The 23,060-nt window shown below is 46.3% G+C and carries 12 protein-coding genes; all 12 read right to left on the bottom strand.

Going from position 1 to position 23,060, the window contains the following annotated elements; translation table 11 throughout:
- Positions 1-175: 175 nt before the first annotated feature.
- Entirely contained in the window at positions 176-703 is a 528-nt protein-coding gene (locus tag DWZ67_RS13320; RefSeq protein ID WP_120139052.1) for a hypothetical protein, read from the bottom strand.
- Positions 704-709: 6 nt separating this feature from the next.
- Complete coding sequence (locus DWZ67_RS13315; protein WP_016272137.1) at positions 710-2,140, bottom strand: C10 family peptidase; 1,431 nt, start codon at positions 2,138-2,140, stop codon at positions 710-712.
- Between the two features lie 69 nt (positions 2,141-2,209).
- Entirely contained in the window at positions 2,210-3,346 is a 1,137-nt protein-coding gene (locus tag DWZ67_RS13310; protein ID WP_117749432.1) for an aldose epimerase family protein, read from the bottom strand.
- Between the two features lie 29 nt (positions 3,347-3,375).
- Complete coding sequence (locus tag DWZ67_RS13305) at positions 3,376-5,406, bottom strand: hypothetical protein (protein WP_120139050.1); 2,031 nt, start codon at positions 5,404-5,406, stop codon at positions 3,376-3,378.
- 33 nt (positions 5,407-5,439) lie between these two features.
- Positions 5,440-8,166, bottom strand: a complete 2,727-nt coding sequence (locus tag DWZ67_RS13300; RefSeq protein WP_120139048.1) for a family 78 glycoside hydrolase catalytic domain — start codon at positions 8,164-8,166, stop codon at positions 5,440-5,442.
- A 5-nt stretch (positions 8,167-8,171) separates the two neighbouring features.
- A complete protein-coding gene (locus DWZ67_RS13295; RefSeq protein ID WP_087332823.1) occupies positions 8,172-9,179 on the bottom strand; it encodes a family 43 glycosylhydrolase in 1,008 nt (335 codons plus the stop codon).
- Between the two features lie 27 nt (positions 9,180-9,206).
- Positions 9,207-10,175 carry a glycoside hydrolase family 43 protein gene (locus DWZ67_RS13290; protein WP_057259006.1) on the bottom strand — a complete coding sequence of 323 codons (969 nt, stop codon included), beginning with the start codon at positions 10,173-10,175 and terminating at the stop codon, positions 9,207-9,209.
- A 3-nt stretch (positions 10,176-10,178) separates the two neighbouring features.
- Positions 10,179-11,147 (bottom strand): glycoside hydrolase family 43 protein, encoded by a 969-nt coding sequence (locus DWZ67_RS13285; RefSeq protein ID WP_057256598.1) that lies wholly within the window; start codon positions 11,145-11,147, stop codon positions 10,179-10,181.
- A gap of 222 nt (positions 11,148-11,369) precedes the next feature.
- Positions 11,370-14,012: a family 43 glycosylhydrolase gene (locus DWZ67_RS13280; RefSeq protein WP_120139045.1), complete on the bottom strand. Its 2,643-nt coding sequence runs from the start codon at positions 14,010-14,012 to the stop codon at positions 11,370-11,372.
- A gap of 84 nt (positions 14,013-14,096) precedes the next feature.
- Positions 14,097-15,674, bottom strand: coding sequence for a RagB/SusD family nutrient uptake outer membrane protein (locus tag DWZ67_RS13275; protein WP_005826150.1), 1,578 nt, complete (start codon positions 15,672-15,674; stop codon positions 14,097-14,099).
- Between the two features lie 22 nt (positions 15,675-15,696).
- Positions 15,697-18,708, bottom strand: coding sequence for a SusC/RagA family TonB-linked outer membrane protein (locus tag DWZ67_RS13270; RefSeq protein WP_005826152.1), 3,012 nt, complete (start codon positions 18,706-18,708; stop codon positions 15,697-15,699).
- 299 nt (positions 18,709-19,007) lie between these two features.
- Positions 19,008-22,961, bottom strand: coding sequence for a hybrid sensor histidine kinase/response regulator transcription factor (locus DWZ67_RS13265; protein WP_120139043.1), 3,954 nt, complete (start codon positions 22,959-22,961; stop codon positions 19,008-19,010).
- Between the last annotated feature and the right edge of the window lie 99 nt (positions 22,962-23,060).

Below are 23,060 nucleotides of genomic sequence, written 5' to 3'. Positions count from 1 at the left end.
ATCAAAGGGAATAAAGCAGCCAATAACAAAAATCTAAAATTTCTCGTAATACATTTTCTGAAGTGAAACATACAAACTTACTCTATCATATTGATAAATCTATCTTCTGTAGGACTAACATCATAAGCTGTATACCAACCATTATATCGTCCATATAAAAAACATAAGATACTCTCTATTTATCTAAGCTAACAAGAACTTGAGGATAAAATTTGTCAAAACCTTCAAAAATCGGACTCTCCACATCATCTATTGTAAGACGGATAAGTTCTGCCTCCCGATAATCAGTATCAAACTTCCAATAAGAAACAATCGTATGTACTTTCTCATCACCGAATATATGCTTACAGGCAAGTTTATGAGTAAGGACTTCCGGCTTCTTATGCCCATACCAGTCTTCCATGCAGACATCAATGCGTAGCGATTGATAGCCACTTACCTTTCCTAATATTAATGATTTGGTATCAAAATAATCATCTTCCGTTGATTTGATAAACTCAAAAGTATAAGTTCCGCGTAATAAAACAGAATCCCTCTCGCTGTTTATTTCAAATGGTACATCTGCAAGCAAATCATTACCCGATTTATCTATGAATGCTAAATAGTATCTATAGAGATGAGGCGGGTAAGAGTCCAATTTATGTTCACAACCGGCAAAGCATATTGCAAACAATAACAATGAATAGATATATACTCTTCTCATAATGCGTCATTTTAAGGGTGAAACATACAGATTTTCTCTGTCGTATTGATAGTTCCTATCATCTGTAGGATTCACATTATTTCCACTAAACCAGCCATTACCAGTGCCATACCACCCCCAGTTCATATGAAAATATATGCGACCAGAACCAAAAGAAGTAGTAGTGGGATTCATATAATTAGGGAATCCACAACTTGAATAACTTGGATTTGTAGAACGGTTTACAAGATACTCCACAAAATAGCTATAGGAACTTCCATATTCTTCCGCACCATCACAAACCCATGCATGCCCTTTCCAAGTTATTCCGATAAAATTTTTCCTGTCACCTGTCATATATACAGGACGTCCTCTAAAATAGATTTCACTTTCTACATCCCACATGTCATGATCCTTTTTAGATACTGCATACCCCATTGCCTCAAAACCTCTTTTGGCATCACCTAAGGAAGCTCCAGATTCGTCTTTACCATATTCCATATTCACGGCTTTACCAATCATCGCTATTAGAGATTGAGATGCAGAAGTCGGTCTATCATTAGCCATACCGCTCCAGTCAAAGGATTGAGGCCATTCATGATACTTCTCAATCTGAGCCATAGCAATGGCAACACAGCCAGCAGGATATTCATTCGGACATAATGCACTATATCCTCCCTCCTGCCCCCATTTTGTATTCATCAAAGGCCCAACTTTTCTGTTATTACTATTATATCCTACTATTGTAAACTCAAGAGGAGAACCATAAAAATTAGCCTTTTCTACAAGACTTTCATAATCTGATTGTGAGAGAAAAGATCTTGCAGAACTTAAAGGACCAAACGAATATCCCGGACACAAAGTATACAATTCGCCTAACCTTTCACGAAACATTGTCCCATCACTATAATGATCAGAAGTAGCATCACGTGTTGTGGCAGGCAGTATTTCGTAAGCCTCCCACATAGAGCGCATATTTGCCAAAGTCTCGGCATTTTGCATATCGCTTTCCTTAATAGCCCAATTTGTTTCATCCATCCAAATAGAAAAGCCACTCTGCTTAGCTTTTTCTATATTGATAGAGTTAGTATCTGAATATGCCAGAATCGGATAGTAATTCTTGGTAGCACCTACTATAACAAAACCACCGCCTTCATAATTTATTATATACATAGAAGGCGTATTGTCTTCACCGTAAACCGTCTTAATATCTTTTACTGTTTTACCAGAAAAGGCATCTGGCTCAATAGAGCCATTTCTTGTTGTCACCGCATCTTTACCATTAGCAGCTAAAAACAAGCCGGCCACCTCTGTGGCTTGACTAACCGGCACAAAGCTTTCATCATTTACAATGTCTACACAATCAGCATCCACTTCTATAGGAAGGGGTTCCATGCTATTCTCACTGCATGAACAAAATGCTGATACAATCCAAGCATACAATAAATACTTTTTCATACGCATTAATTTTTAAAGTTAACAAAAGAGATTATTATAAATATAAGGCAGGCTACGCCTGCCTTATATTTATTTCTTCACCGAAAAGCGATAGATGCAATGACTGTCATACTTTTCTCCCGGCTTCAGCAACGCCGAAGGCCATTCCGGCTTGTTGGGCGTATCGGGATATTTCTGCGTCTCCAAACAGACGGACGCACGATGACCGTACACGATACCTTTCTTTCCGGTCAGTGTGCCATCCAGGAAGTTACCGGCATAAATCTGAATGCCCGGTTCGTTGGTATAGACATCAAGCACAATACCCGTTGAGGGAGATTCGAGGGTGGCACACGGGTGGGTGATGTCACCCTTCGTATTGAGTACCCAGTTATGGTCATAGCCCTTGCCGTTCTTCAATTGCTCAAAGTCATTGTCAATGCGGGCGCCAATGGCTGTAGGAGTGCGGAAATCCATATCCGTACCTTCTACGGAAGCTATCTCACCGGTAGTCATGAAGGTACTGTCCACGGGAGTATAGGCATCTGCATCGATGGTAAGCAGATAATCCGAATTGGACTTGGAGGGATCGCCATCCAGATTGAAGTAAGAATGGTTCGTCATATTGACAACAGTGGTACGGTCTGTTTCGGCACTGTAACGAATGTCGATGGCATCGTCATCTGTCAGCGAGAAAGTGACCTTGCAGGTTAGGTTACCCGGGAAGCCCTCCTCTCCGTCTTTCGACAGATAAGTCAGTTCCAGAACCCGGTCACTCAACTGACGGGCATCGAACACTTGATATTGGTATCCCTTGGGACCTCCATGCAGGCAATGACCGTAATTGTTGCGCGGCAGCTGATACTCTACCCCATCCACTGTAATCTTACCCTGGTTGATACGGTTGGCATAACGTCCGATGGTAGCGCCGAAATCCGAAGGGAACTTGATGTAGTCCTGAATGGAATCGAAGCCCAGCACCACATCACGCATAACGCCATCCTTGTCCGGCACCATCACTGATACAATACGTCCGCCGAAATTCGTAATACAAACTTCCATACCATTCTTATTCTCCAAAACAAACAAGTCTGTCTGCTTGCCATCCACTTCCGTACGGAAGTTCGCAGGTTCCAGTCCAGAAGCAGTCTTTTCACTCGCCTGTTTGCCCGTGCAAGCCGATGCCAATAGCATCACGCTTGCCAACAAAGTCATCATCTTATTCATAAATACAATATTGGTTACTGTTTAGACTATCATTTTTTCAACAAGAACTGCTCCGCACGTCCCGGAGTGAACAACTCCCACAAAGAAGCAACCGTCCAGCCCGGAGCGAAGATATTGTTGTAATATCCCTTTCCGTTACGTCCGTAATCCCAATTGGTATGCTGCACCACTTCCGGGTAATAGCCTACTTTGGCAATGCCACACATGTGCCCTTCATACGGCAGTAACTGGCGCATGGAAGTGGATATCACCTCGGCAAAGTCAGAGAAGCGCGGCTCGTTGTACTCTTTGGAGAGCCAATGCAGCACATCGGCAAATTCGAAGATAAATACATCGATATGGTTATTCTCTACCGACACATTTCCCCAACCACGGGTTTTCAAGCCGATATCTCCCAGCATCTGACCTTCGGCAAAAGGAACATCCCAAGTATAATACCATGACAAGGCAAAATAAGCGGCTTTCTTTGCCAGACCGGCATAGTGTGCACGCTCTTCTCCTTTGGTAACCAAAGCCAGGTAATAAGCAGCCGTAGCAGCATACAAGGAGGCTTCCTTGTCCTCGCAGTTGGCATCCAGCGTAGAAGAGAAATAATCGGCTTTGGATATCAGTTCCTTCTCCAGATAGTCTACCGTACGCTTGGCGCTTGCCAGATAACGTTTGTCCTTGAAATACTTGGACGCCATCACCAAAGGCAATGTTGCCGAAGGCGTGCTACCGCCGCTGGCATCCACGATAGAGAAATCATCCTTGAACTTGCGCGGGAAGCTGCCGTCCTCGTTCTGCAACTTGAGGAAGCTGTCCAGCATGCCCTTGATGCGTTTCTCCCATTCGGGGTGTTTACGCTTCTGCTGTTTCTCGTAGTTCAAATAGTTCAAGATGGCATACACTCCCTCGGACTGACGGCGGATGCTATGTCTAGTTTCCTTGAAGCCGCGGTTGTAGTGCACCACTTCGTTGAAGAAACCGGCAGGCGAAAAACCGTTCTGGAGATAAGTGTCAAAGATATGGTTGGCATTGTCCACCAGGTCTTGGCGGTTCTGCTGTTTGCCATACTCCAAAGCATTGAAAGCGTTCAGCAACGTACGTCCCACAAAGCCCACTTCGGCAACATCGGTATTGGCACAAGTAGCAGTCTCCAACTCTACACCGGAGTAATAATGAGTGGGGGTATTGCTGACATAGCTTTCCACAAAGAAGTTGCTCATCACCTCCTTCATGCGGTCTACCGTGTAAGGTGTGTCAACCGGTTTCGGGCGGTTAGTGTCATAACAATACTCCCAGGTGCGCTGTACGCATTCCGAGAAATCGGCAGTATTCCTTTCGGACACCTCCCAAGTCATGGAGATGCTGTCACCCTTACGAAGCAACTGGAAAGCCTCAACGGCAGGAGCCAGCGTCAATTTGCGGATATATGTCTTCGGTGCTTCCTTATAGGGGAAACCGTATGCCAAGACAGTCATACCATCCACATTGCAGAAACCGGTATATCCGATGGAAGTCTCACCGGACAAGATTACCTCTCCCTCCTTATGAGTGGTCAAAGCTTCCTTGTCGAACTTGTCAATACGGATAACCGACATGGACGTACCACTTGCCGGATTGAAAGCTGCCGTCAGCGGAGTGCTCAAACGGTCCTCACGCACCAGCCAACTGTCCGATGTGTGGAAAGAAGGAGCTTCCTTCGGCGAACGCAGGTTGCGGCGATACCAGAAGCCCGGCATGTAGAACTGGCAGTCTGAATGCTTGTAACCGGTCTTTATCTGTTCCCCGTAGTTGAAATACACATTTTCCAGCGCCTTGAGTGTGACGGTAATGCGCTGTTTGCCATCCTTGTCCACCACCTGGCGGATGATGTCCAACGGTAACTTTTCCGAAGCCCGGCAGCTGTACATACCATCCTGCATCTTCTGCAAGGCCAGCGGATATTGCTTGGCATCATTCCCCGGCACTTTCAAGGAAATAGAAGCAGAGATGTCTTCCGGAGCAGCATTTGTCGCTCCGGCACCCGTAATGCCCACCAAAAGCATTACCCCCAAAAACAATCTTTTTAGTCTCATAGTTACATCTGTTTTATTGTTGTTAGAAAAATATCATTCAGACATGAATACATACTTGCCGGAGCCCAATTCGACTACCAGCTTACCGTCAGCCTCCTCCACGGAATGAATCCCCGCCTGACCGGCATCTACCTGTACATGGAAGTCAAGCGGCAGCTTGACCGTAGCGGTTGTATTGGCAGGAATCTCAACGTTCCACTCCAGCTTATTGCCATCACGTTTCCAGGAACTTCCTATTCTGCCATAAGGCGATACATGCGAAGCATTCACATAATTCAGTTTTTCCGGGAATACCGGTTCCATCAGAATCTGCTTGAACCCGACGGAAGCGGGAGTATTCTTTATGCCGGCAAGATCCTCATAGAACCATATCAGCAGATCTCCCAAAAGCATCACATGGTTTCTTGAATTCATCGCCGGATTTGCCGTGTCACCATTCCATAATTCCCAAATGGTGGTTGCACCCTTCTTAATCATGTAGCCCCATGAGGGATAAGTGTCATTGGTCACTATCTTATAGGCAAGTTCCAGTCCACCGTACTCGGTAAGTCCGCGCATCAGATGCTGGATGCCAAGCACACCGGCACTGACATGTCCCTTACAGTCTTTTTCCGTCTTCTCCACGACATTGGCAAATACTTTATCTTCATATCCGTCGGGAACCAGGCCCAGTCTAAGGGAAAGCAGGTTTGCCGTCACCGTATTGTTGTCATACTGTGCAGTCTCAGTATTGAAGAATTTCTTGTTATAAGCGTCCTTGACCTTAATGGCAAGTGCTGCATACTCTTCAGCATCTGCCGGAAGTCCGTTCATTTGCGCGAACTTCTCCATCAGTTGCAGAATGCTGTAAAACACCGTTGTACTCAGCACTTCGCCGTTCGTCTTCCGGGCAGGGTCCTCCGAATGAATCAGCTCCGGCGACTCGGGAGGCATGCACCAATCCCCGTATTCATCCTTCACCAGAATATAGTCCTTCATTTTGGTCTCCGTCATGTGGTTTACCCAGCGCTTCATGGACGGATAGCGCCCTTTGATGGAGCTATCATCGCCAAACTGGCGGTAAAGCATGTCGGCTACGTAAAAATAGGCAGCCGGCCAAGTCACGTCATCATGGAAGATGGTCCAGTAACGGGGAGATACCACAGAGATACTTCCATTTTCATTCATGGACTCTTCTATATCCACCAGCCACTTCTTATACATCAAGGCATTGCCGAAAATGAAACTTTCACCATAGGCACCAGTAGTGCGGTCGCCCAGCCATCCAAGACGTTCATCACGCTGGGGGCAGTCGGTAGGCATACCGCGATAGTTTCCACGGATTCCCCAATAGGCATTCTTGTGAAGTCTGTTAATCAACTCCTTAGAAGTCTCGAACGTACCGTTCGTTGCCATTTCATCATACACCACCTTACCGGTGAAATCATCCGCTGCCGGTTCATAGTCCAAACCGGATATTTCCATAAAACGGAAACCATGGTAAACAAACAACGGTTCCCAAACAAACTCACCGTCAGCGGCAGGAGTATAAATATCCGTGACAAGGGCACTGCGCAGGTTGTCAAGATACAGTTCCGTACCATTGTCCTTCAGCACTTCGGCAAAACGCATAGTAATGGGCTTGTCCTTCTTGCCACGCAGTTTCACCTGCTGTATTCCTACCATATTCTGCCCCATATCCACGATATATCTTCCATCACCTACCGATTTAACGGATATTGGCTTTATCTCCTCCATCACCTTCAGACTCGGAGAGAGCTGTGCCACAAGTTTTCCTTTGGGAGCCTCCATCCGTTCGGCCAACTGCCATCCGGAATCATCATAGCCGCTTTCCGTCCATTTACCCAATTCCAAGCGGGCATCGTAATGTTCACCGTCAAATTCGTTGTTCGCAGTTATAGGACCGTGGTTCGTCGCTTTCCAGGAATCATCGCTGACTACCGACACCGTCTCACCATTGTCGCACTCTATATTCAACTGCGCCATGAGACGGGGCAAACCAAAACCTACCATCCCATTGGCGCGCATGGAAAAATAGCGGCCGTTGCCCAGAGCCACGCCTATCGCATTGGTACCGGACTTCAACAAGGGGGTGACATCATAGGTCAGATAAGATACAGAAGCATCGTACCAGGTAGGCAAAGGACCGAATACATCATTTCCAATCCTCTCGCCATTCATATAGCATACGGAAGAGCCTACTCCCGAAACATAAAGGACTGCACGCTTCGGCTGTGACGGCAAATCAAACTCCTTCCGCAGATAACGTGCCGGAAGGATGGTCCGCTCACCGTCCAGTTTCAAGTTTGTACTGTCGTTCAGTCCAATCCAGCCGGCTTTCCAGTCCGAACTGTCCAGCAAAGCCATTGACCAATATTGGATACTACTTTGCGCCTTGTCACCGGTATTTGTCCATACAGTGACACGCCACCAATATTTCTGTCCCGACTCCAAAGACGCCCCTGCGTACTTCACCAGCACCGATTGGCCAGACTCCACACGACCGCTGTTCCATACCAGCCCGGAGCCGGCCTGCAAGCCCTTTTCCGAGTCCGCCACTTCAATCTGATAAGTAGTCTGCATCACATCCTGCTTGTCGGTTACCAGTTGCCATGAGAAACGGGGAGCCGATACAGCTACTCCTTCGGGATTCTTCCGCATTTCAACAGTGGTTTCCTCCACTTTCAAGGAACTGCCACCCGATACTTGACAGCCCATCATCAATAGGGCCAACAAGGAGACTAAAATAGATTTCTTCATACTTGTCAGAATTTCGGTTTCTCCGCTTCCGTGGATGCAACGGAGCCTTCTACCGTCGGCCATCCGTCTTCCCAGCTAATCTTATCCAACATCAATACACGGCCTTCAGGCTTCTTTGTGCTCACCGCATGATAGAAGAACCAGTCATTGCCGGCATTGTCCGTCACAATCTCCGAATTATGACCGGTACCCACAAAGGAATTGCTTTTCTGAATCAGCACTTCGTGCTTGTTATCCATCATGCTACCGCCATTCTTGTTGACATAGGGGCCGAAAAGATTATCTGAACGGCCTACAACAGTAGTGTAAGTACTCTTCAATCCCTCACAACAACTTCCTATGGAAGCAAAGAAGTAGTAATGCCCGTCCTTCTTGTGAATATAGGTACCTTCGTAAGCGGTTCCTGCCACTTGCTGCGGTGTGGCGCCGTCCTTCAGAGAGAGTCCGTCATCAGACAGTTCAATCGCATAGATTCCTCGAAAACTGCCCCAGAAAAGATATTTCTTCCCTCCATCCTCTATATAGAAAGGGTCGATGGAGTTCTGTACATTGATTTCATTGCTGCGGAACATCTTTCCGTGGTCCGTAAAAGGTCCCTCAGGCTTATCGGCAGTAGCACAACCGATGCCGCAAGTTAACTCGCCTCCCCAAACAGACATAGAATAATAGAGCACGTATTTATCACCTATCTTGTTGATGTCCGGCGCCCACAAACCGCCGTTCGGCTCAAAATCAGGCCGCGTACGGTCCGTAAAGGCAGTACCTACATACTCCCAATCCACCAGGTTCTTGGAACGGTGAATCGGCAGATTGCGTATGTCCTCGGTGGCATACAAATAGTAGTATCCATCATCTCCCTCAATGACAGAAGGGTCTGGCAAACTATAATCTATCACCGGATTGCGATAGACATTCTTCGGCTGTTGTTCTTCCGGTTTATCCTCTTTTGTAGCCGATGACGAGGAACAGGCTATCAGACTGCATAACACTGATAATACAAGAAACTTCTTCATACAATGTATTCTTTTCATTCTTTCATTTTACTTTTCGGGTGATGTACTGCCCAATACCTGCGGACGGATAAGAGAGCCACCGATAGAAACCGTTCCCTGGTCGGAAATGGCAAAATCCTTGATATACGAAGTGCGCGGCTGTACTTTCGTGGAATCCCAATGTGCATGGAAAATGTATTTCCAGCTACCGTCCTTACAGCAGAAGGGTGCTCCATGACCGGTACCCATCAAGCCGTCGGCATGTTGCAGAATCGGATTTCCCTCGTATTTCTTCCACGGTCCCATCGGGCTGTTCGAAGTCGCGTAACCCACTCCGTAGTTCTTGCTTTCAAAGTGATTGGCTGAATAAACCAGGTAGTAGACACCCTCTTTCTTCAAAATTGAAGGACCTTCGGCCACCTTAGCAGGCTTGTCCTGCGAAAGTTCCCAAGGCTCTCCCACCTTAATGCACTCTGTCAGCGTCTCCTGCTTGATGCCGGTTAGGTCATCGTTCATCTCTGCCACCCAGATGACGTTGCCATCTGTAAAACGCACGAAATAAAGGTAAGGCGTACCGTCATCATCAATGAATAGAGAGGTATCGATACTCTTCTCATCCCATATCGGCTGCTTCACTTCCTGACGGAACGGACCTTGGGGAACATCTGCCGTTGCCACGCAGATATGCTCCTCGGTGGAGTAGAACAGATAAAACTTCTTTTTCGATTCGATGTAGTAGACCTCCGGCGCCCAGAATCCCCACGTACCGTAGGAATCTGCTGCCGACAACGCCTGGCCTTCACGCGTCCAGTTTTTCAAGTCATCGGAAGAGAAGCAGGCAAAGCCTTCTCCTTCTACCGTACCTCCAGTGCCGTAAGCATAATACTTGCCTTCGTAAAGCATTACGTAAGGGTCGGCAATCGGCAGATAGTCTGATTCTACAACCGTCTTCTCCTTGCAGCCTGCAAAGCAAAGACAAAGCAACAGTAGCAATATATAATTCTTCTTCATATCCATCTCTTATTTTACTATTTTGGGCGTCATATAGTCCTTGCTGATTCTCATACGGTCCACACCGTCCACTTTCTCGAAAGAAACGTCACTGATGTACATGGCACGTGGGTGGATACTACTCTTGTCCTTATGGGCATGGAAAACTATACGAAGCTTGCCTGCCTTGTCTGTGAAGGTGGCACTGTGCCCCACCCCAACCAGTTCTCCGGGTTTCTGCAGCAAAGGATTCTCCTCGTATTTGGTCCAAGTACCCATCAAATCGGTAGCTGTGGCGCAACCTATGCCGTAGAAAGGACTTTCATAGCTATTGGCAGAGTAGGTCATATAGTAGAGCCCATTACGCTTGATGACAAACGGGCCTTCATTCACACGGGGCCATACCTCCTCCCATGCCTGAGAGACGTGGATGCAAGGGTGCATGGTCTCCTTCTTGATAGTCATGAGGTCTTTCTCCAATTCGGCCACCCAGATGTTGAGCCCGTCGTTGAAACGGTCGAAGAAGAGATAAGGCGTGCCGTCATCATCAATAAACAGAGAGTTGTCAATGCATTTCTCATCGGCAATCATCGGTTCCTTCTTACTTTGGGTAAATGGTCCTGCAGGTGAGTCTGCTGTTGCCACACAGATATGCTCGTCTGCCGAGTAATACATATAGAACTTCCCGTTCACTTCGTAGACCTCCGGTGCCCAGAACCAGCGGTCGGCCCAGACATCCTTCTTCTGGAGCGCCATGCCCTTATACTTCCAAGTCTTCAAATCATCGGAGGTATAGACTTCGATGCCTTCATCCGCATGGGTGCCATAGGCATAGTAAGTGCCATCGTGCAACATGATGAACGGGTCGCCCAAAAGCACCGGCGTTTCAACTCCTTCGACAACAATATCGTCCACATCCTTATAGTCTGAAGAGCAGGACTGGCAGGAAGCCAGCGTGGCCAACAGAAACAGATACATACATATAAAATTCTTTTTCATGATTCTTTCTTAAACAATTGTTATGATGATAAATATTTACTTTCAAGAAGATGTTCCGTTACACCCGTATATTGAACCCTATTCAGTCGTATACTGAAATACATTCAGTCGTATACTGAATCACCCCAGTCCATCACACTGATTCACAAGGAAATACAAACACCGGCTTCTATATACATCTTTCATTACATATATACGGAACGGCACATCCCACGATTGCGTCTAATCGCGCCTCTGCCCTACATGATAATACAACGTACCACTATAAACCGGAGAGCCGCCTTCCGAACAGAATCCGATGCGGGATGCAGGGTAGCGTATATCCAAAGCTCCCAGCTCCCTGCCGTCGACAAACAGATACAGCTTGTCTGCACGACGCACGGCACGAAAATTATAGGATTCCTTCCACAATTCATGTACACCTATCTTATAGATATGGCGTTCCAAATCCTCCGCCTCCTTGTTGATGAAGCGGATGCCTTCTGCCTTTACCGGAGTAAAGGTACAATAATTATATGCAGGATGTTCTGCTATCCCCCTATCTTTGTTTTCTATCGGATGCCATTCGCCGCCATTCAGGTATTCTATGTCGAACTTGCCGAACATGTCATCCACAAATTCGGATTTATTGCCTGCTTCGTGACGGTTCAGGTAAAGTGTATCCAACCATGCAGGTGCGGCAAAACGATAACCTTTCTCAATGAAGTCGGTATACTTCACATCCGGATAGAGCGTTTGCAGGCATCCCAACGGGAATTCCTTCTTCCAGGCAGTTTTCCCTTTCTTCACGGCTGTCACCTCAAGCATACGGGTGATGCCATCGAACTGAGCCTTCACATAGTTATCCTTATCCACATAAACCGGATAGCTTCCTGCCTTGTCTTGTCCGGACAAGCCGGACAACTGGAAGCTGAATTCATAATCGTTCAAGAAATCGCCCTTCAACAACTCCTCATTCCCCGAAAGCTGGAAATGCACATCATCGAAGCCGATGGTATAGGTAGCCCCTTCGAACAAGGCAGACTTTGTCTCGTCAAATACTCCGGGAACACCCGCTTCTTCCGTCGGAAGAGCCTCTGCAAAGACATGTTTTCCCGGTGTGGGAATCTCATCCAGCCAAATTTTCAGACAGCCACCATTACGCTCAATGCGCAGATGATGGTACACACCCCAACGGAAATCTTCAGGCAGGGCATAGGATTCCTTATTTTCTTTACCGCCGACAAGTGTACGCAGGTACCAACTCCGGTTCTCGGCATCCAAACCTACATAGGCACAGTTATCTGCATCCTTCCACCAGGCAATGACGCCGGCTCCACCCTCGGTCTTGACTCCCGTCTCGAACAAGTAATCCACGGACGGCTGTACTTGTTGCAACACACCGAACGAAGCTGTCTCGCCTTTGCCTGCAAAGGTAGGCATCGAAGGTTCGGGATGATAACCTGCCGTGCGGGGGCCGGTGATACCATCCACAAACAACGTCTTGTCGAAGAACTGGACACGGTTGATATATTGCCCCCGATGCTCATCGTTCTTGTTTGCCATATAAATCAGCCACCATTCAAATCCGTTGGGGCCTCTCAAAATATTGGGCTGACCGGGAGTCATCAGAATATCATCGGCAATACCGTCTTTCATATCGAACAGAGAAACGTCGAAGAATTGCGAACGTCCCTTGTTTGTTTCTACGGCAAGCAGATTCGTGCCTTCCTTCAAAGCAGCACGCAGCTTCTTGTCCAGGTTCACGATACAATAATCACGCCCCTGCTTCTCGTAGACAAGTGTTCCGTTCAGATAAATCCGGGTATCTCCGTCGTGAGCGACACGCAATGCCAGATTACCGGTTTCGCTACCGGCAGAGAAAGTCTTTCGCAACCATAAGGAGGGCGTATTCCACAAGGTACCCAGATGCCGGGTGGTGGAACCTTTCACTTCACGGGACGAAAAGCCGGTCTCCCCCCTCGCCCAGCCGGAGTCATCGTAGGTCACTTTTGTCCAATCGCTTCCCGGCTTGCTCTCCGTATAAGCAAACAACGGCTCATATGTGCGGCCATACCGCAATAAATCCACTTGCTTCTCCTCCAGTTGTGTCTGATTGCAGCCTACAACCGGATAGCTATATTTATTACCATTTTGAAAACCTAAAGGAGAGTCTGCCTCAGCAACTCCCAACTGATAATTGCCCCACTCTGTAGAGGTGTGGTTGGCATTATACATCATATAGTAGCGGCCTCTATACTTCATGACCCACGGTCCCTCCGCTACTCTGTTATCCATCGTTTCCCATGTATCCGGCAATGAGGCGAACTGGCACACCGGTTCACCGGCAAATTCTGCCGGGTTCTTCATTTTACGTCCCCATATGGTATTTCCATCAGTAAAACGTACCATATACATGTATAGTTGTCCATCATCATCTCTGAATATTTTGGGGTCGATACGGTTATCCATCCATGTCTTCTTGTTCGGCTCTGTGTAAGCGCCCAGGGCATCTTTGCTCTGCGCATGTACAATGTGAACGGCATGCTTGTCCTTCCCCCAATAATTGACTGACCAGTACAAATGAAAATCTCCATTCAGATAGAACATGTCATTGGCATGAATCTGGTCATCTCCGGCTCCGCTGCCTCTGGTCCAGTCATTGTCCATGGATACGACATGGATAGGTTTCCCCCAATGAACCAGGTCATCGGATACATAGAAATCCCCGTTTGTACGGACCCCTCCAATATAATATTTGCCATTATATTTCATTACGCCGGCATCCGCCACTCCCGGAAGTACCGGATTCTGGATGTTCTGCGCAAACAAGCTGCCGCAGCAAGCAAAAGCGAATGGTAATAGTAGTTTTTTACAGACAAGCATATGGTATAAGATTTAAGAAAGAAAAGGCTATGCCGGAAGCATCCTAAATGAGAACAGGCTTCCAGGCATAGCCTTCTTTAGTTATTAATAGTTAGGATTCTGAGTAAGATGTGCAACACCACCTACTGTGCTGTTTTCCACCTCATCTCTTGGAATAGGCAGACGTCTGTGCTTGCCGACAATAAAGTTGTCAAAGTCCTTGTCACGAGCTTTCAGTTCATCAATTCCAGCCTGGGAATCAAGTAATCCCCAACGCTTCAAGTCAGCCCAACGCCAACCTTCGAAACAGAGTTCCAATGTACGTTCCATCTGCAGACGCTTGATAAAGGCATCTTTAGAGCTCAAGCAGTCTTTCCACTGACTGTCTTCCAACTTGGCTAGACCGGCACGTTCTCTTACCTTGTCCACATAAACAGCAGCATCGGCAGGATTGGTTCCCGTTTCAACAAGACACTCTGCATAGTTCATCAGTATATCTGCGTAACGCATGATACGATAGTTGTTACGGGCAAAATAATCTTCTGCACTACGATAGTACGAAGTATTGTATTTACGGATATAGCAGTCTTCCGGGTCAGTTCCCCAACCGTCATTCCAATCGGCATTTTCAAATCTATAGTAACTTTTCGGCTGGTCGGGGAAGTCTTGTGAGAATCCACGGTACAAAATGCTACCGTACAAACGCAAGTCGTTCTTTCCGTCCACACGCTTCTCTTTCAAGAACTCGTCTACCAGCCAGCGGCGTGCCTTACCGTCTCCCCAACCTATACCACTCGGAGCATAGAACTGAGTACGCTGGAAACCGAATGCCATACTGGCGTCATTACCCGTGCCACCCTTGTTCTGGTCATCGAACTGAATTTCAAAGATGCCTTCCTTGTTGTTCTCGTCCAAGTCGGTGAAGTTATCCTCACGGTTGGCAATAAGACCGTACAAAGAGCCCTCTTTATCAATCAGCCATTGCAACTGTTCCTTTGCCTTGTCATACTTATGTTGTTGCATATAAGCCTTGCCCAACAATGCCTTGGCAGCACCTTTGGTAGCACGTCCCAGATTGGCAGCATCCCAAGATTCCGGCAAATACTGCATGGCAAAAGTCAAATCTTTCTCTACCTGGTCCCATATTTCCTGCTCGGAAGCATCTTCCGGTATATAGGAAGCATCTTTAGGCTCCAACGGCATAGTTCCTTTATCCCACAACAGATTTACCTGAAAATACCACAATGCACGCAAGAAAGAAGCTTGTGCCAGTACCTGGTTTTTCGTCGTCTCGTCCATTTCAATAGAAGGAACATGAGCCAACACCTGATTACAACGGAAAATACCTACATAGAAATGCTCCCAATGTATGTTGTTGCCTTCATAAAAATTATAGTTGTTGTAAAGGAAACGTGTCCAGTCGCCCAATTCAATCCAAGGAGAAGAACTCCATCCTTCGTCCGAAGTCAAATCATAGCGGAAAGAGAGCCAACGCATCCAAGTACCTTCCTTATAAAGAAAACTGTAGCAGGCATTCACACCGGCTGTCGCATCTTCCGGCTTATTCCAATAAGTATCATTGGTCACTTCATTGGGATTATCAATATCCAATAAACTCGAACTGCATCCGGTGCACAACGTCAAGGCACCTGCAAGCATTAATCCATAATATATCTTTTTCATAATTTATAAGCTGATTTATAAGTTAAAAGGTCAAATCCAATCCAAACATTACCGAACGGGTATTGGGATATGCAAAGCTGTCCGTACCACTGTTCCAAACGGAATTCGCACCCTTGAAGTCAGGATCCAAGCCGGAATATCCGGTGATGGTAATCAAATTGCTGCCGGTAGCAAACAGCCGGAGCTTCTCGACTCCCAAATTCTTCAACCAATCTTGTCTGAAGTTATATCCAATGGAAATGTTCTTCATACGGAAGTAAGAGCCATTCTCCAAGAAACGGTCGGCATCACGGGAGTTGCGGAAATCACCGTAAATGATACGCGGGGTATTGGAGTTAGGATTTACCTGGTAAGGTTCTTCACCCTTTTTAAAACGGATATAGTTGGAGTTGTCTGCAAACAGACGTCCTTGCCAGCGGGATACGTTGTATATCTTATTGCCGAACTGACCATTCCACATCATACTGAAATCGAAGTTCTTCCATTCTGCATTGAATACCAATGACATTTGCATCTTGGCCCAGGGGCTACCACAATAACCACGGTCGGCATCAGTAATCTCTCCATCATCATTCAAATCGAGATACTTGACATCTCCCAATTGAGGACGCTTTCCCTCAATCATAATGGGGGTACCCGTAGATGTCACATAATTATCAATCTGTTCTTGTGTCTTGAAAATACCGTCTGTCTTTCTCAAATAAAATTCAGCCAAAGATCTGCCCGGTTTGGTTCTTGCCTGACCGGAATCAATATAATCCCTATTAGTACCATCACGGCCCAAGCTCAATACTTCGTTATCCATAGTAGTCACATTCAGCAAAGCGCTATACTTAAAGTCCGAAATCTGGTCTTTCCAACCAAGTGTAAACTCGAAGCCCTTGTTGCGCAAGCTGGCAGCATTTTTCCATGGAGAACCTCCTTGGTTACCGGTAGAAATGGCAATCGGAGTCTCTGCCAATACATCACTGGTCTTTGAGTTGTAATACTCTGCGCTGACAGTCAAGCGCTGGTTAAGGAAGCTGGCATCAAAACCTACATTCACCGTTTCTTTCGTTTCCCAAACAAGACCTGCATTCACAAGTTTCACCTGAGTAGAACCCGGAACAATAGCACCTCCGAATACAGTTACAATACTCTGATTGATAGTTCCAATATAATCCCAATCGCCAATGGAAGAGTTACCAAGACGGCCCCAGTTACCTCTAATCTTCAAATCATTAATCCAAGGCACATCAAAGAATTCCTCTTTTGAAATTCTCCAGGCACCGGAGAATGACGGGAAATTACCCCAACGGTTTTCCTTAGCCAGACGGGAAGTTCCGTCACGACGGAAGGTAGCAGTCAGATAGTATTTATCATCATAAATGTAGTTCGCACGTCCCAAATAAGAAATCATCGCATTCTCACTGATACTGTTTGAATTCTGCTGGTTGCTTTGTCCGGCATTCAATACTGTCAGATAATCACCGTTACCCAACATCGGGAAGTTCAGACGGGAAGCCCACAAGCCTTCCCATTCATGGTGCTGGTAAGTAGTACCGACCACGGCATCCACATGATGCTTGCCAAAATCCTTATTGAAGTTCAACGTGTGCTCAATCAACATGTTGTAGGTATTGTCACGCGCCTTCTGGCTTTCCGGATCACGGTGTTCCTGATTCTGAGTCCAGTTACCTTCTCCACGGAACCATGAATTCTCATAAAAGTAAAGGTCAATACCACCATTGAATTTATAGGAAAGGAATTCGAATGGCTTGAATTCCAACCATAAAGAACCATTCAGACGATTCTGGCGGAAATGACGGTATTCCAAATCTTCACGGGCAATCGGGTTTACACCGAACGTATTGTACTTGGCAGCATCACCATAGCCATATCCACCCGGGTTATTCTCATCATAGATAGGAATGGTAGGCATCATACGCAAAAAGTCATTGTAGGTATTGGTCTGGTTCGGGTCTGTGTTTGTGAGTGAATAAGCCAAGTTTTCACCAAAAGAGAACCAGCCCTTTTTACCTTGTGTATTGACACGGAAGCTATAACGGTCGAAAGTATTTCCATAAGAAACGCCATCATTGTTATAGTAACCGGCTGATACAAAATAACTACCGGAGTCGCCGCCACCGGAGAGTGATACGTTGTAGTCCTGCACCAATGCGGTCTTCAACACTTCATCCTGCCAGTTGGTATCATACTGTGAGTGTTTCTGAGTGCTGTTTACAGTAGCAATGCCATCTTTGATAGCTTCATTATAGGCAATATCATTATACTTGATATATTCTGCCGCATTCATCAAATCAAATTTCGGGCTCCATTCCAATGTTTCCTTTACGCTTACATTCACTTTCATGGGACCTTTCGTACCTTTCTTGGTAGTAACGATAATCACACCATTGGCAGCACGCGAACCGTAGATGGCAGCAGCAGAAGCATCCTTCAGAATCTGGATGGACTCTGCATCCGCAGGATTGAAATCAACACCCGGGTCTGTAATCATACCATCAATAACCCACAACGGAGAGTTATTACTCAAAGAACCGACACCACGAATTTCAATAGAGGCATCTTCGCCTGCCCTACCGCTACTGCGTACGTTAATACCGGTTGCCAAACCCTGCATCTGGCTGACCAGTGTTCCTGCAGCGCTTTTCTTCATTTCCTTGGTATCAACAACGGCAACCGCTCCAGTCAAGTCGGACTTCTTCACAGTCTGATAACCGATGACAACCACTTCTTCCAGTGCTTTCGAATCATCTTTCATCACCACGCGCAAGGCAGTTCCCTTATAGACAACTTCCTGCGTAAGCATACCGATATAAGAGAAAACGAGTGTACTTCCTTTCTTTCCACTCACTGAGAAATTACCGTCAATATCGGTAATGGCACCCGTGGTAGTACCCTTCACCAATACATTCACGCCCACCAAAGGCTCACTATTTGCATCCGTCACCGTTCCCGTTATGGTCACATCTTGTGAATAAGCGGTAGCTGCAAACACAACAAAGAATAAGAATAAGATTTTCTTGATCATTTTTTATAGAATTAGATTTTAAAACTATGCGGAAACTAACGTCCGCTTTTAAATACACCGCAGAAAGTGATTAGTCACTTCTGCCAATCATAGAACATTGATTAGGATTTGTTACGTCATAGGCATAGGGGTCATAGTATTATAAATTGTTGGCTTTCGGATGCAAATATATCCGCATAAAGCTAAAATTAATACAAATATCGCTTCAATCTATGCAATTATAAATCCAAAAAATGCCCCTGAGATGTCTCTCAGGGGCATTTGATTGGATTGTTATATTTAGCAAGCATTCCATGCTATCATTTCACGAAGTCTTTGGGCAGAATACCAAATTGTTTTTGGAAGCACTTGGTAAAATAGGAAGGAGTATTGAAGCCGGTCATGTAGCAAACCTCATTGATTTTACACTCTCCTTCCTTTAAAAGCTGCGCCGCTTTCTTCAGTCGTTCCAAGCGGATGTAGTCATTGGGAGTCATATCCAATATGCCCTTTATCTTCCGATTCAGGCTCGAACGGCTCATGTTCAGCAGGCTTGCCATATCATCCAAGCAGAAATCCGGATTCTGCATATTGGCAACCACCACTTCCTTCAATGTTTTAAGGAAAGATTCATCTGCCTTTGTCATTGCCATACTGCCCGTTTGCACAAAAGGAGAATTGACAAAAGAAGCCCGTAGCTTCTCACGATTGTTCAGCAGATTGGCTACACACACTTTCAGATATTCCACAGAGAAAGGTTTCTCTATATATACGTCAGCCCCCAATTTCATTCCCTCTATTTTGGCTTGAAGGGTCGTCTTCGCTGTAAGCAGAATAATCGGTATATGGCTATAGTCAAGCTCGGACTTCAGATGCTCGCACAGCTCCAACCCATCCATCTCGGGCATCATTATGTCCGAAATGACAAGATTTACAGTATGTTCCTTCAACACCTTCAAAGCTTCCACCCCATTCACGGCAGTCAGTACATGATATTCCGAAAAGAGCTGTTTCACAACAAATGCCTGCATTTCCGGACTGTCTTCCACCACTAAAAGAGTATACCGGTGCTGTTCCAAGGCAGTACCTGCACCACTTTCTTCAGAGGGTTCCCCGCCCGTTACCGGTTCTTTATGCTCCATGGCCACCGTCTGCTCGTGCTTCAGCGGAAGTGACAGCAGGAAACAGTTGTTCTCCATCGAATCTTCCATGCACAACGTACCCTCATGGAGTTCGGCCAATGAACGGGCAAGTGCAAGCCCGATACCGGTGCCGGGCACAGAGCGCAAGGTACCAGTTTTATACTGGATGAACGGCTTGAAAATCTCCTCGCGCATCTCTACCGGAATGACAAGGCCGTCATTGCATACAGAAAGCAGCAGTCTTTCACCTTCCGAATATAGCCTAATGCGTATATAGGTCTCCGAATACTTTATCGCATTGGTCAGCAGATTGCTGATAATCTTGGTAAGCCCTTCCCTATCAACCGAAGCATACAAGCTTTCGGGAGTCTCTATACTCAATGCCAGCCCCCTTTCACGTGCCAAAGGCTTGAAACGCTTATACGTCTTTTGTAAGAGCTCAGACACGTCACATTCCACAAAATTCAATTGGAAGCCTTGCGTCTCCGTCTTCCGGAAGTCCAGCAACTGGTTCACCAAATCAAGCAGCCGGTTGGTGTTCAGTTCCATGGTCTCCAAATCATCCCTGATGTCATCCGAAACAGAACGGGAAGCCAATACATTCTCGAGCGGACTCTTTATCAGTGTAAGCGGTGTACGTATCTCATGCGCCACATTCGTGAAGAAGTCTATCTTCGCAGTATACAACTCCCGTTCCTTTTCCCGTTCAAACTTGTCCATAGCCTGCTGATGCTTCTGCCGGGTCCGTTTTCTGAAATAGATAATTACAGCAGCCAGTGAACATAACGCCAATACCGTATAAACAGCATACGCCCAAGTGGAGAGATAGAAAGGAGGACGGATATGGATGTCGAGCACACGTTCCGTCGCGTTCCACTTGCCATCGCTGTTGGAACCTTTTATACGCAATGTATAGCTTCCATAAGGAAGGTTTGAATAGTTGATGATGGAATTCCGCCCTACCGTATACCAGTCGCGGTCAAAGCCTTCCAGCTTACATTCAAGACCATTCATTTCGGGTGCCTGGTAACTCAGGGCTGCAACCTGAAAAGAGAAAGAATTCTGGTCGGCATCCAGCTCTATCTCATCCGCATAGGTGATGCTCTTCTCCAAAGGAGAATCCGGACTATCCACCGAAAGCCGTTTGTTGAACAGATAAAAATCTGTAATCACTACGGGAGGGAGAAAAGTGTTCTCCACAAAAGTTTCCGGGTCAAAGGCTATGAATCCGTTGATACTTCCCAAATAGATGCGTCCCTTCTTGTCAATGTAACCGGACTGGAAATTAAATTGGTTGCTCAGCAGCCCGTTTGCCGTGGTATAGACATGTTTGCTCTCCGTATCGGGATTGAAGCAGACCAGACCATAATTGGAAGTAATCCATAAGTTACCCCGCTTATCCTCGACCATCTTGTAGATAGTGTTGCTCGGAAATCCTTTCGACATGTCATAACGGGTAAAATTGTCCGTTTCCGGATTGTAGCGGCAGAAGCCCTCACCCAGCGTCATGAACCACAGACGCTTCCTGCTGTCTTCGTAGATACTGATTACCTTATTGTAGGGAAGAGAGGTCGAATCATTCTCATTAGACAGATAATTCCTCCACTGCTGGCTTCTTACATTGTAGCAGAACACTCCATTAGAAAAAGTAGCAAACCACAGATTTCCGTTGAAGTCCTCCAGAATGTTATAAGTAAACATATTCTTCAGCTGAGGAATCCGGGTAAAGTCATCTGTAGAGCGATTGTACTTCAACAGACCGGACGTGGTGCCTATCCACACGTCTCCCGTAGTGGTCCTGCAAATGGTAAAGGCGTCATTGGCGACCATGGAATTCTCACTCTCACCCTTGGCATAATGTTTCACCTGCCTGGTCCGAAGATTCACCCGGTTCAGACCACCGGAGAACGTACCTACCCACAAATCATCCCCGTCCAGGCAAAGGCCGTGGACATTCTGATAAATGGCCGGATGCTCAAAAGGCTCTATCTTTCCGTTTTCCGGATTGTAATTGAACAAGCCTTTGTCTTCGGTACCTATCCACAAGGTGCCATCATTACTTTCACAGATTTCCCGTACACGACGGCCGAAATGCCTGAGATTGTCTCTCGGATAGAACTTCTCGAAATAAGTCCACTGATAAGGGCAATAGTTCACTCCACCGAAATAAGACCCTATCCACATGCCGTTCTCCTTGTCGCAGCAGAGCGAATAAATGGCATTGTCCGACAATGCATACGAATCATCCTGGTCGGGAACGGTCAAATGGGTAATCTTGTCATTCGTCAGATTGTAAATATACAAGCCGGACTCTGCGCCCACCCACAGCTCGTTGTCAGATTTGAACTGCAAAGCCCTCACATAGGTGTTCAGCAGCTTCCGCGTCTTGCCGGTAGTCTGGTTTATCTCTGTCAACCCGTTCAGCGAAGCGATATACACACAATTATGGGGTCCGCTGACCTGCCAGTTGATAATATCATTCTTGAAAATCTCATTTCCTTCCGCATCCTTGAAAGGCTGCAGAGGAGTTTCAAAGTCAGCTTTCGTATAGTAAAGATTATCCGCATACAAGGCCAGCCAACACGTATTCCCATTCAGCCAAAAGCGGGTTACATTGGGCAGTCCCGAATCGTGCAGATGGTTCAGCAGCCTCCCTTCATCCGGTTTATAGCAGAACAACCCCTGGTTTTCTACCGATATCCAGATATTGTCGTCCTCGTCACTTCCAATCATGGTGACGAAATCCCTGATGATACTGCCATTATCACTGGCCTCATCGAAAGCGGTAAAGGAATCCAGTACCGGGTCGTAAATAAAGACTCCCCCATCGGTACCAATCCAGATATTGCCCCGGCGGTCCTCGTAGAGCGCGGTTATGAAATTCTTGCCTAAACCGGAGTTCTCTTTCTTGTAGACACGGAAAGACAACCCGTCATACCGGTTCAGACCGTCCTTGGTTCCGAACCACATAAAGCCTTTCCTATCCTGCAAAATCTGATACACGGTGTTCTGCGAAAGACCGTTCCGGATATCCATCGTTCTGAAATAGTAATGAACAGCATCCTGCGCACAGACCGGCAATACCGCCCATAGGCACAGACTAAGGAAAAGCTTTATAATCAATCGTTTCATAACAACATTTTTAATGCACAATTTACCATTTACAAAGTACAATTTAACTATGCAGATGACAGCGCAGCCAAATTGTACTTTGTAAATGGTAAATTGTAA

The organism is Bacteroides sp. AF34-31BH (assembly GCF_003602795.1).
Taxonomy (GTDB): domain Bacteria; phylum Bacteroidota; class Bacteroidia; order Bacteroidales; family Bacteroidaceae; genus Bacteroides; species Bacteroides uniformis.
Note: the sequence above shows the minus strand (reverse complement) of the source record. Positions and strands in the feature narration are given on the sequence as shown.

What these genes read in the sequence shown, in the direction of transcription:
- DWZ67_RS13275 (WP_005826150.1), bottom strand. Translation starts at nt 15,674, where the DNA reads ATGAAAAAGATATATTATGGATTAATGCTTGCAGGTGCCTTGACGTTG.
- DWZ67_RS13290 (WP_057259006.1), bottom strand. Translation starts at nt 10,175, where the DNA reads ATGGATATGAAGAAGAATTATATATTGCTACTGTTGCTTTGTCTTTGC.
- DWZ67_RS13310 (WP_117749432.1), bottom strand. Translation starts at nt 3,346, where the DNA reads ATGAATAAGATGATGACTTTGTTGGCAAGCGTGATGCTATTGGCATCG.
- DWZ67_RS13320 (WP_120139052.1), bottom strand. Translation starts at nt 703, where the DNA reads ATGAGAAGAGTATATATCTATTCATTGTTATTGTTTGCAATATGCTTT.
- DWZ67_RS13285 (WP_057256598.1), bottom strand. Translation starts at nt 11,147, where the DNA reads ATGAAAAAGAATTTTATATGTATGTATCTGTTTCTGTTGGCCACGCTG.
- DWZ67_RS13315 (WP_016272137.1), bottom strand. Translation starts at nt 2,140, where the DNA reads ATGAAAAAGTATTTATTGTATGCTTGGATTGTATCAGCATTTTGTTCA.
- DWZ67_RS13265 (WP_120139043.1), bottom strand. Translation starts at nt 22,961, where the DNA reads ATGAAACGATTGATTATAAAGCTTTTCCTTAGTCTGTGCCTATGGGCG.
- DWZ67_RS13270 (WP_005826152.1), bottom strand. Translation starts at nt 18,708, where the DNA reads ATGATCAAGAAAATCTTATTCTTATTCTTTGTTGTGTTTGCAGCTACC.
- DWZ67_RS13295 (WP_087332823.1), bottom strand. Translation starts at nt 9,179, where the DNA reads ATGAAGAAGTTTCTTGTATTATCAGTGTTATGCAGTCTGATAGCCTGT.
- DWZ67_RS13305 (WP_120139050.1), bottom strand. Translation starts at nt 5,406, where the DNA reads ATGAGACTAAAAAGATTGTTTTTGGGGGTAATGCTTTTGGTGGGCATT.
- DWZ67_RS13280 (WP_120139045.1), bottom strand. Translation starts at nt 14,012, where the DNA reads ATGCTTGTCTGTAAAAAACTACTATTACCATTCGCTTTTGCTTGCTGC.
- DWZ67_RS13300 (WP_120139048.1), bottom strand. Translation starts at nt 8,166, where the DNA reads ATGAAGAAATCTATTTTAGTCTCCTTGTTGGCCCTATTGATGATGGGC.